Annotated in this window: 2 protein-coding genes; both read right to left on the bottom strand. The window is 72.3% G+C overall.

Annotated features, from left to right (window positions below):
- Positions 1-78 precede the first annotated feature (78 nt).
- Entirely contained in the window at positions 79-1,338 is a 1,260-nt protein-coding gene (locus AB0P17_RS23210; RefSeq protein ID WP_365813782.1) for an MFS transporter, read from the bottom strand.
- Positions 1,335-10,631 carry an amino acid adenylation domain-containing protein gene (locus AB0P17_RS23205; protein WP_365813781.1) on the bottom strand — a complete coding sequence of 3,099 codons (9,297 nt, stop codon included), beginning with the start codon at positions 10,629-10,631 and terminating at the stop codon, positions 1,335-1,337. Before AB0P17_RS23205 ends, AB0P17_RS23210 begins: the two co-directional genes overlap by 4 nt.
- Positions 10,632-10,633: the final 2 nt, after the last annotated feature.

Here is a 10,633-nt window from a genome sequence, read left to right as displayed (position 1 = left end):
GGGTGCTGGGGGCGTGCGCTCACCGCCGGCCCCCCCCCCCCCCGCCCGGCCGCGCATGCGATCGCATGCGCGGCGCCGTCACCTCAGCGTGGGAAAGCGGCGCAAGGCAGGGCTGAGGGTGGTGCCCACGGCGACGACGACCAGGCAGGCGGACCAGATCAGCAGGCTGCCACGACTGTCTCCGTCCGCCATCAGCAGCCCGCCCACCAGTGGCCCGATCGCACCGGCACCACCTGCGAAGAGCCCGACGATGCCGCTCAGCCTGCCGCGCAACCGGGCCGGAGCGACCGCGAGTTGGTAGGTCATGACCGTCGTGAACGCGGTGGGGATCAGGAACGCGATCCCGCCGAGCACGACGCCGGTCAGCATCCCGGTCGGCACCAGCGCCAGTACCAGCGTCAACGCCGCCCCGCACCAGGGAAATCCCAGGATGATCGCGGGCGCCGGCAATGCGGCGTGCAGCCGGCCCGCGACCGCGGCGCCCAGCAGACCACCGATACCGAACCCCGTCATCATCATGCCCAACGCGCCGGGGGCCATGGCGTCCTCGCCGGACAGCGCCAGCACGATGGTGATCAGGGCGGAGATGAACAGCTCGCAGCACATCAGCCAGACGAGCGTCGACCTGATCACCTGGTGCCCCAGCACCCACCGGAACCCGTCGACGAGCATGCCCGCCCTTTCGGGCTCGCCCCCGGGCTTTCCCTCGGGCTTTCCCCCGCGCTTTCCCTCGGGCTCGGGCCTGGGAAGGCGCAGGAAGGACAGCACGACGCAGGACGCCACGAGCAGAACGACGGCGACCGCGAACGGGGCCATCGGGTCGACGGCGAACAGGAAGCCCGCACCGGCCGGGCCCAGCAGCGTAGCGATGTAACGGCGTGTGGTGTTGCGTGCCACCGCCGTCGACAGCTGCGACTCGGGGACGACCTGCGGCAGCGCCGCGTGCTCGGCCGGGTCGAAGGCCGCACCCAGCAGTCCCTCCACCACCGCGACCACGAACACGTGCGACATGGAGCCGTGGTCCGTGAACAGAGCGATCGCGAGGCTCGCCATCGCCACCGCGCGGACGCACTGGCACACCAGCATGACCCATTTGCGGTCGAAGCGGTCCACCAGTACGCCCGCCGGGACGTTGGCCGCCATACCCGCCGCCGCGATGACGGCGCTGACGGCTCCCATCTGGGGCGCGGAGCCGGTCGTCGCCATCACCATCAGCGGGAACGCGATGAGGCACAGCTGGCCGACCAGTTCGGACACCAGCTGGCTGCCCCACAGCATGTGGTAATCGCGGTTGCGCGACAGGGGCGGCGCAACCGCGTCGTGGGCGTCGGTGGTCATCCAGCCGTCGCTCCGGTACGCCGGAGCAGTCGCCCGGCGAGCTGCACCGTCTCGACCCGGCCCGTGTCCGGGTCACGGACGAACCGGCCCGTGCCCGGCACCGCGCTGCCCTCGGCGGTGAACCGCAGGTCCGCGTAGCAGGTCAGCGGGGAGCGCGGCCCGTCCCCGAGAGACAGGGTGAGTCCTTCGGGGCGCTCCTCGACCACGCACTCCCAGTCGCCGTTGACGTAGTGCCCCGCGCAGTCGGCCGGGCCCGCGACGGGCACTCCCGGATCGGACAGCGCCCGCATGGAGTGGTTGGCCACGTCGAGTCCCACCGCACGGAGTTCGGCGAGGAGGTCCTCCCACAGTGCGGAGCCGGTGTTCGCGTTCGTGACGAGCGCCACCGCCGTTCCGGCGGCCGGGTCGAAGCGCAGGTGGGACCAGGTGCCGTCGCCACTGCCGTCGTGCCCGTTCCACTCGCCGTCCGCGCCGCGGTACACGGCCCAGCCGAGCCCCCAGCCGTCGGCGAGGCCGAACGGTCCGACCGCGAGGTCACCGGTCCGGTCGTCAAGCATCGCGTCGGCGGCCGCGGGATCGAGCACAGTCCCGGACGCGGTCCGGTCGTGCACACCGGCCAGCCGCACCAGGTCGGCCGCGTTGGCCGCCAGCGCCGCGGCCGGCTCCTCGGGCGGGGTGAAGGACTGCTCGGGCACGGGGAGCACCCGGTCGCGTACCACATGGCCGTGTGCCATGGGCCGCTTGCCCGGCTGCCCGTTGTACGCCGCCGTGATCCCGAGCGGGTGCAGCAGCGTCGATTCCACGGCGGTCCGCCAGTCCTTGCCGGTCAGCACTTCGACAAGCCGCCCCGCGAGCACGTAGCCGACATCGGAGTACGAGAAGGCGGTGCCCGGCCGGTGCATCACGGCGGCCTCGCCACAGTGCCGTTCGACCCACCGGCGCCGGTCCGTGCTCGGCACCCGCTCGTCGATCGCGGCGACCAGCCCCCCGATGTGGGCGAGGACCTGCCGCGCGGTCAGCCGGCCCACCGGACTCACGGCGGAGAGCTCGGGCAGGTACGCGCCGACCGGGGCATCGAGGTCGAGGCGGCCGTCGGCTGCCAGCAGTTGTACGGCCAGCGCCGTCACCGGCTTGGTCAAGGAGGCGATGGGGAACGCGGTGTCCGCGGTGACCGGCAGGCCGCTCCCGGCCACCCGCTCCCCCGTCTCGACGACGGTCAACCGCCCCGAATGGCGCACGGCGAGCTGCGCGCCCGGCACCCGGTGGGTACGCGCCAGCTCGGCGAGGCGGGCGCTCAGGAACTCGTGGCCGATGGTCGGGCCCGGGGTGCCGGTCCCCACCGCCTGCCCAGGGGCGTCCGCCTCGGGCGCACGCTGCTCGGGTACGGTCGGCTCGGCCACCGGCGGCTGCCCGGACGCGGGGGCGTACGGGGTGGCCGCCGCGCGCACGGCCACCGCCGCCAGGCGTTCGACGGTCGGGTGTGAGAACAGGTCCCTCGGTGCGATGGACCACCCGGCCCGCCGGGCCCGGTAGGCCACTTGGACACAGAGCACCGAGTCCCCGCCCAGCTCGAAGAAGTCGCCGGTCACATCGATCTCGTCGACCGGGCGGCCGAGGACGTCCGCCCAGACCGCGGCGAGCGCGGACTCCGCCGCATCGCGCGGCGCGATCCGCGGAGCGCCGGTGCCGGCCACCGCCTCCGGAGCCGGCAGCCGCCCCCGGTCGACCTTTCCGCTGGGCGTCAGCGGGAAGGTGTCCATCGCCACGAAGACGACGGGCACCATGTACTGCGGCAAGGACCGCTTGACGTACTCCTTCAGGTCCGCGGCCGTGGGTGGTGCGTCCCCGGTCGGTACGACGTACCCCACCAACTGCTTGCCGACCGGCCCGTCCTCGCGCGCCACCACGACGGCCGAACCCACCCGCGGGTGGGTGTCCAGCACCGTCTCGATCTCGCCGAGCTCGATCCGGAATCCCCTGATCTTGACCTGGTCGTCGGCCCGGCCGACGAACTCCAGGTCCCCGCCGGCCCGCCGTCTGGCGATGTCGCCGGTGCGGTACATCCGCTCGGCGGGCGGCCCGAACGGGTCGGCCACGAACCGGCTCGCGGTCAGCGCCGCGCGGTTCGCGTAGCCCCGCGCCACCCCTTCACCGGCGATGTACAGCTCACCCGGTACGCCGGGAGGGACCGGCCGGAGACCGGCGTCGAGCACGTAGATCCGGGTGTTGGCGATCGGTCCCCCGATCGGCGGCGCACCCGTCGCGCCGCGCGCCAGCTTCGCCGCGGTCGACCAGATGGTGGTCTCGGTCGGCCCGTACACGTTCGTCACCGAGGAGGACCCGGCGGTCAGGGCATCGGCCAGCTCCGCGGGCAGCGTTTCGCCGCCGACGAGCACCCGGATCCGGGCGAGCACGTCCGCGGCGCCCTCGACCACTCCGTGCCACAGGCTCGGCGTCGCCTGCACCACCGTCACGTCGTTGTCGTGGATCACCCGGCGCAGTTCCCGCGGATCGTGGACCAGCTCCTTGTCCGCGAGGAGTACGGTCGCACCGCTGATCAGCGGCACGAACAGCTCCAGGTGTGCGATGTCGAAGCCGACGGTGGTCACGGCCAGCAGCCGGTCGTCGGGGGTCATCGCGGTCCGGTCCCGCATGTCCCGCACGAAGTTGCGCAGGTTGCCCCGGGTGACCACCACGCCTTTGGGCCGACCCGTGGAGCCGGACGTGTAGAGCACGTAGGCGGCGTTGTCCGGGCTCGGCGGCACGGGCAGGTCCGGCTTGGTCGCCGGGTACCCGGCCAGTGCGGCCGTCACGTCGGGGTCGGTGAGCGAGAGGGACGGCGTGCCCTCCGGCAGGTCGAGTACGGCCGCGCCGCCGGTCAGTGCCAGGGCCGGAGCCGCGTCGTGCAGCATGAACGAGAGGCGTTCGCGCGGGTGGTCCAGGTCCAGTGGCAGATAGGCCGCGCCCGTCTTCAGCACCGCCAGCATGGCCACCAGCATGTCGGGCGTCCGCGGGCAGGCCAGGGCGACGATTTCCTCGGGGCCGAGCCCCCGCGCCACCAGGTGGTGGGCGAGCCGGTTCGCGCGAGCGTCCAGTTCGGCGTAGCTCAGCGCGGTGTCCCCGTGCACCAGTGCGGTGCCCGCCGGGGTGGTCATGGCCTGCTGCTCGAACAGCTCGACGGTGGTGGCCTGCCCGGTCGGCCGGGAGGTGGCGTTCCACTCGTCGAGCAGGAGGCACCGCTCGGCGTCCGGCAGCATGGGGAGCCGGGCGATCGGCTGGTCGGCGTGGTCGGCGAAGGCGTCCAGCACGGCCGCCAGGCGTTCGGCCATCCGCTCCACGGTGTCCTGGTCGAACAGCCGCGGGTCGTAACCGACGCGCAGGTGAAGCTCGTCGGTGGTGTAGGCGGTGAGTGTGAGCGCGTAGTTGGTGTCCTCCGCGCCGTTGCTCTCGCGGACCACGAGCCCGTGCCGGGAGGCCGCGTCCCGGTCGTAGGGGAAGCTCTCGAAGATGACGATGCTGTCGAACAGACTCGACTCCCGGGGCACCTCGCTCCAGGTCCGCACCTGCCCCAGCGACACGTGCTCGAACTGCCGGGTCGCGACCTGCTCGTCCTGCATCCGGCGCAGCCACGACACGAGGTCGAGGCCGCTGTCCACGCCGGTCCGTACGGGCAGCGTGTTGATGAACAGGCCGACGATCTCGTCCGCGCCCACCAGGTCCGCGGGCCGGCCGGACACCGTCGCACCGAAGCACACGTCGCGCTCCCCGCTGTGCTGCGCGAGCAGCAGGGCCCACGCGCCCTGTACGACGGTGTTCACCGTGAGCCGGGCGCTCCTGGCGAACTCGTAGAGCCGGTGTGAGCGCTCGCGAGGCAGCCTCAGGCTCACCTCGCGCGAGGACCGGGAAGCGTGCGCGACCAGCGGCGCCCGGTCGAACGGCAGCGGCGTGGCCGCTGTGAAGCCCGCCATCGTGCGGCGCCAGTGCGCCTCGGCGGCGGCGTTGTCCTGCTCGGCCAGCCACTGTACGTAGTCCCGGAACGGACGGCGCGACGTCGGCGCGGGGACGGCCGCGCCGCCCAGCACGGCGTGCTCCTCGAAGACCTGCGCCAAGACGTCGGCGAAGCTCCAGCCGTCCAGCAGCAGGTGGTGCGAGGACCAGAACACCTGGACGCTCGTCTCCGACAACCGGGCCAGGTTCAACCGCATGAGCGGTGCCTCGGCCAGGTCGAGTTCCAGCGTGCGCAGGCTCTCCCACAGCGACCGCGAACACACGTCGCGTACCTCCTCGGAGAGGCCGCTCCAGTCCAGGTGTGTCACGGGCAGCTGTACGCCGCGGCGGACGATCTGCAGCGGAACGTCCGCACCGGATCCGAGCACGGCGGTGCGCAGGATCGGGGTACGGTCCACCACGCGCTGGAACGCTTCGGCGAGCCGGCGCGGGTCGTCGACCCCGTCCAGCACCGCGGCGAAGTGGGTGAGGTACACGTCGCTGCCGTCGCCGTCGAGCGAGTGGAACAGCATGCCGCTCTGCATCGGGGTGAGCGGGTAGAGGTCCTCCACCGCACGGCCGTCACCGGCGATCCGGTCCACCGCCCTCTGGTCGAGGCCCGCCAACGGAAAGTCCGACGGAGTGCGGCCGCCGGCGCCGGGCAGGGCGCAGTGCTCGACGATCTGCTCCAGCGCCGCGAGGAACGCCTCGGCCAGCTGTGCGACCGTCTCCTCACGATGGACGTTGCCGGAGTACTCCCAGCCGAACTCCAGCCGGCCGTCCCGGACCATGCCGGTGACCTCGATCAGGCACTGCCGGAGCTGCTCGGGGCTCCGGTCGGGCACCGGGTTCTCGCACCAGCCGCGGAAGAGCCCGGCGCCGCCGGCGTCGGCGTCGAAGCGGCCGTGGTAGTTGAACCCGACCTGGCACCGGCGTCCCTGGCCCAGTGGGCCCGCCTCGCCGAGGTACCGCAGGGCGCCGTAGCCCAGACCTCGGGACGGTACGGCGCGCAGCTGTTCCTTGACCACCTTCAGGGTGGTGCCCCAGTCCTCGCCCTCGGGCAGCTCCAGCGCCACCGGGAACACCGTGGTGAACCAGCCGACGGTACGCGAGAGGTCAAGGTCGTCGAACAGGTCCTCGCGCCCGTGGCCCTCCAGTTCGACGGGAACGGTGCCGCCGGCCCAGTCGCGCAGCACCCTGGCGAGGGCGCTGAGCAGTACGTCGTTGACCTGTGTCCGGTACGCCTCGGGCACCTTGCGCAGCAGCGCGTCGGTGAGGCCGGCGCTCAGCCGCCGGGTCAGGGTGCGTGCGGAGCCGACGGTGTCGCGTCCCTGAAGGTCCACCGGCAGGGTGGCCGCGTCCGCGGTGGCCTTCTCGACCGTGGACCAGTACTCCGTTTCCGTGTCGAACCCGCCGTCGGCCACCAGGCCGGTGAGGCGGTGCGCCCACACCCGTAGCGATGTGGACTTCGCTCCCAGGTCCACCGTCCGCCCGTTCACCGCCTGCCGGTGTCCGGTGTCGAGATCGGCCAGGATGACCCGCCAGGAGACCGCGTCCACGACATAGTGGTGCGCGCAGAGGAACAGCCGGGGAGCCAGGTCGCCGCCGAGGGTGAACATCACCCCCTTGAGCAGCGGACCGCCGGATCGGATGTCGAACCCGGTCTGTGCCTCGGTGATCGCCGCGCGGATCGCCTCGTCCCGCGCGGCGTCGTCGAGCGCGGACAGGTCGAAGGCCTCGAACACGGTGCCGTCGACCGCGGCCGCGTTGTGCTGCCGCCACACACCGTCGACCTGTTCGACCCGGAGGCGCAGACCGTCGTGGTGGTCGAGCACGGCCGCGAACGCCGCGCCCAGCGCGTCGGCGTCGGTCTCGGCGTCCAGTTGGAGGTACAGGGACTGGTTGAAGTGGCCCGGTGTGTCGGGGAACTCCTCGAAATACCAGTGCTGTACGGGCGTCAGAGGCACCGAGCCGGTGACCGGGACCTGCTCGACGTCGGACGAGGTCACCGCGGCCACCTCGCTCGCCAGCTCGGCGATGGTCTGGCGCAGGAATATCTGCTTGGTGGTCAGCCGGAGGTTCGACCGCCGGGCGAGCGACACCACCTGGAGGCTGAGGATCGAGTCGCCGCCGAGGTTGAAGAAGTTGTCCTCGACGCCGATCCGGTCGGGCGCCACGCCCAACGCCTTCGCCCAGACATCGACGAGCACGGCCTCCACCGGAGTACGCGGCGCGACCCTGCGGGACGCGTCACCCTCGGGTTCGTCCACCGCGGGCAGGGCACGCCGGTCCAGGGTCCCGTTCGCGGTCATCGGCAACGCGTCGAGCGCCACGATCGCCGAGGGCACCGCCTGGCCCGGGAGGTGGTCGGCGAGGAACGCCCGCAGCTCGGCGAAGTCGGGTGCCCGTGTGCCCGCCGGCACCACGTAGCCGATCAGCCTGTTGCGGCCGGAGTCGTCCCGCCGCGCGACCGCCGCCGCGGTGGCCACGTCCGGGTGGCGGGCCAGCGCGGTCTCCACCTCACCGAGCTCCACCCGGAAGCCGCGGATCTTGACCTGGTCGTCCACCCGGCCGAGATACTCCAGGTTGCCGTCGGCACGCCGGCGCACCACGTCCCCGGTGCGGTAGAACCTGCCGGTGCCCGGCCCGAAGACGTCGTGGGGGAACCGTTCGGCGGTCAGCTCGGGCTGTCGCCAGTACCCCTGAGCCACACCGTCGCCGCCGATGTAGAGCTCGCCGGCCACGCCGATCGGCACCATGCGGCGCGACTCGTCCACGACGTACGTGGTGGTGTTCACCATCGGCTTGCCGATCGGAACGAACACCGAGGGCTCGACCGGATCACCGCGCAGCGCGAACACGGTGGAGTCGATCGTCGTCTCGGTGGCGCCGTACGCGTTGACCACCAGCGTGTCGGGGCCGACGTGCTCGACAAGGGCGGCGGCGTCACCCGCCGGCCACCCCTCGGCGCCCAGGGAGAGCAGCCGGACCGACTCCAGGCCACCGCCACCCCGCCAGGCCAGCTCGGTGGTGATCGCCCTGGCCAGGGATGGAGTGGTGGCCAGGATCTGCGGCTGGACCCGCGTGATCAGGTCCACGAGAGAGGGTGGGTCGGTGACCACTTCTGCCGGGCACACCACGCATTCGCCGCCGAAGAGGGCGGAGAACAGGAAGTCGCCGAGGAACAGGTCGACGCCGAAGCTGGCCACGCACAGGGCCCGGCCGCGGATCTCGTCCAGGCCGTAGCGGGCGTTCCAGGCCCGCAGGACATGGTGCACGTTGCGGTGGCTGATGCGCACGCCCTTGGGCCTGCCGGTCGTGCCCGACGTGTAGATCACGTAGACGAGGTCGTCCACGGTGCCCCCGGTCCGCGGCGGTCCGTCCGGCAGGGCGTCGAAGACCGGCCGGTCGCGGTCGAGGCACACCACGGTCGCATCGTGCCCGGCGACGCGATCGAGCACGGAGGTCTCGGTGACCACCACCGGCGTGCCGGCGTCGGCCAGCATCATGCTCAGCCGCTGCGCCGGGTAGTCCGGGTCGAGCGGCACGAACGCCGCCCCCGACTTCATCACGCCGAGCAGCGCGACCATCGCGCCCACGCCGCGCTCGACGCACACGCCGACCAGCGTGCCCGGGCCCACGCCCAGATTCCTCAAGTGGTGCGCCAGCTGGTTGGCCCGGGCCGCCAGCCCGGCGAAGGTCAGTCTCTCGTCGGCGCAGCTCACCGCCACGGCGTCGGGGGTGAGCGCGGCCTGCTCGTCGAACAGCTCATGCACGCACCGGGAGGGGCCGAACTCCACGGTGGGGCCGTTCCCTTCGGTGGCCAGCTCGTGCAGCTCGGGCTGGGTGACCATGGGGAGCGCCCGCATCGGACCGTCCGGCCGTGCGGCGATGCCGTCGAGCAGGGTCAGCAGGTGCCCGCTCATCCGCTCGATCGTCGCCGGGTCGAACAGGTCGGTGCTGTATTCGATGATGCCGCTGAGCGCACCGTCGTGCTCGAAGAAGTCGAGGGACACGTCCAGTTTGGCCACGTGCAGGGGCGGGGTGATCTCCGTGACCCGCAGGCCCGGTAGCTCGGCCTCGGCCTTCTGCGCGTCCTGGAGGGTGACCATCACCTGTACCAGAGGGGGGCGGCTCGCGTCGCGCTCGGGCCGCAGGATGTCGACCAGCCGCTGGAACGGGACCTCGTCGTGGGCGAACGCGTCGAGCACGGTGGAGCGGACGTCGCCGAGGAAGTCGGTGAAGGACCGCGATTCGTCCACCTGGGACCGCAGCACGACGGTGTTGCTGAAATATCCGATGAGATGTTCGAGTTCGACCTGGCCGCGGCCCGCGGTCACCGAGGCCACCGCGATGTCACGCTGCCCCGAGTACCGGGCGAACAGCAACTGGCACGCGGCCACGAGGGTCATGTACAGCGTGGCGCCGTGGCGCGCGCCGAGCTCCGTCAGCCGCCGCGCCAGCTGATCGGGCACGGTGATCTCGTGTACCGCGCCCGCGGTGCCGATCACCGGGGGCCGCGGGCGGTCCGTCGGCAGTTCCACCGGGGGCAGCCCGGCCAGCTGCCGCTTCCAGTAGTCGATCTGCCCGGCCACCTCCGGCCCGGCCAGCCGTTCCCGCTGCCAGACGGCATAGTCGGCGTACTGCACCGGCAGGTCCGGCAGTACATCGCTCTCGCCGCGCACGTGCGCCGCGTACCGGACGTTGAGCTCGTCGACCAGGAGGCCTATGGACCAGCCGTCACCGACGATGTGGTGCAGTCCGAGCACCAGCACATGCTCGGCCGCGGCGAGCCGTACCAAAGTCACCCGCAGGAGCGGGCCGCGGCGCAGGTCGAACGGGGTGGCTCCCTCGCGCTCCAGGCAGCGGTCGAGTTGGGCGGAGCGCTCGGGCTCCGGCACGCCGGACAGGTCCACGGCCTCGACCGGCACGCGGCCGGGCTCGTGCACCACCTGGATGCCACGGCCCTCGACCTCGCCGATGGTGGTGCGCAGCGCCTCGTGCCGCGCGACCACGCCGTCGAGGGCCGCGCGCAGCGCCTCGACGCGCAGTTCTCCGGTCAGCCTCAGCATCCGTGGCGCGTTGTACTCGACACTGCCGGGGTTCAGTTCGGCCAGGAACCACAGCCCCTGTTGGGCGGCCGACAACGGCAGCGCGTCGTCCCGGGGTGCCGGGGTGATCGAGAGCTCCTCGGCGGCGGAATCGGCCTCGCCGGCGAGTTGCCGCATGACGAGCTCCCGCACGTGGTCGGGAAGCTCCGACAACCGGTCCTTCGCGGCGGATGGCACGGCGGATGACAGTTCCATGC

Source organism: Streptomyces sp. NPDC088124 (assembly GCF_040685895.1).
GTDB lineage: Bacteria > Actinomycetota > Actinomycetes > Streptomycetales > Streptomycetaceae > Streptomyces.
Note: the sequence above shows the minus strand (reverse complement) of the source record. Positions and strands in the feature narration are given on the sequence as shown.

Excerpts from the sequence above, each read along its gene's own strand:
- AB0P17_RS23205 (WP_365813781.1), bottom strand. The coding sequence starts at position 10,631 with ATGGAACTGTCATCCGCCGTGCCATCCGCCGCGAAGGACCGGTTGTCG.
- AB0P17_RS23210 (WP_365813782.1), bottom strand. The coding sequence starts at position 1,338 with ATGACCACCGACGCCCACGACGCGGTTGCGCCGCCCCTGTCGCGCAAC.